Below are 568 nucleotides of genomic sequence, written 5' to 3' on the forward strand. Positions count from 1 at the left end.
AAATTAGGAGAAAGCTTTAAAACTGATCCTAAAGGGTTGAAAGACCTTATCGATGCAATGCCGGCGCAAACATTGGTAACTGACAATTTGGGAGATAATGCCAAAGATTTAGCTGACTACAATGGTAAAGGCTGGGACGATCTATACGCTTCAAATCAGTTGGAAACGGTTAGAACCAAATTCCCTGATTTGTACGAGAAACTAAAAAAAGAAAAATTTCCTAACCAAGATTAATTATGGCAAGTCCTAAAATCCCACAAGAGTTTTGGAGCTCTTACATCGTCGAGAAATTAAGACGAACAAATCCACACATCGCATTATGTTTTGATGAGTCAAAATATGTAAAAGGCGGTGCAATTGTTTACCTGCCACAAGCGGGTGCAAAACCTAACGTTGTAAAAAATAGAGGCTTTGGTGCCGCTACAGCTGTACAGCGTGGTGATACTGCGGTAATGTATGCATTAGATGTTTTTACAACTGATCCAACAGCTGTTACAGTCGCTGAATCAATGGAAATCAGCTACGAGAAAACAGATTCTGTTTTAGCAGATCATACTGACACGTTAGC

At 39.4% G+C, this 568-nt stretch carries 1 protein-coding gene and 1 pseudogene; both read left to right on the top strand.

All coding sequences use genetic code 11. From position 1 onward, the window contains the following. Nucleotides 1–234, top strand: a 234-nt coding sequence (locus tag GXM17_RS21475) for a hypothetical protein (RefSeq protein WP_163401552.1), incomplete at its 5' end; no start/stop codon positions are given. A gap of 2 nt (nt 235–236) precedes the next feature. Continuing rightward, a pseudogene (locus GXM17_RS21480) lies at nt 237–568 on the top strand (hypothetical protein); the annotation flags it as partial.

It is taken from the genome of Flavobacterium fluviatile (assembly GCF_010645065.1).
GTDB classification, from domain to species: domain Bacteria; phylum Bacteroidota; class Bacteroidia; order Flavobacteriales; family Flavobacteriaceae; genus Flavobacterium; species Flavobacterium fluviatile.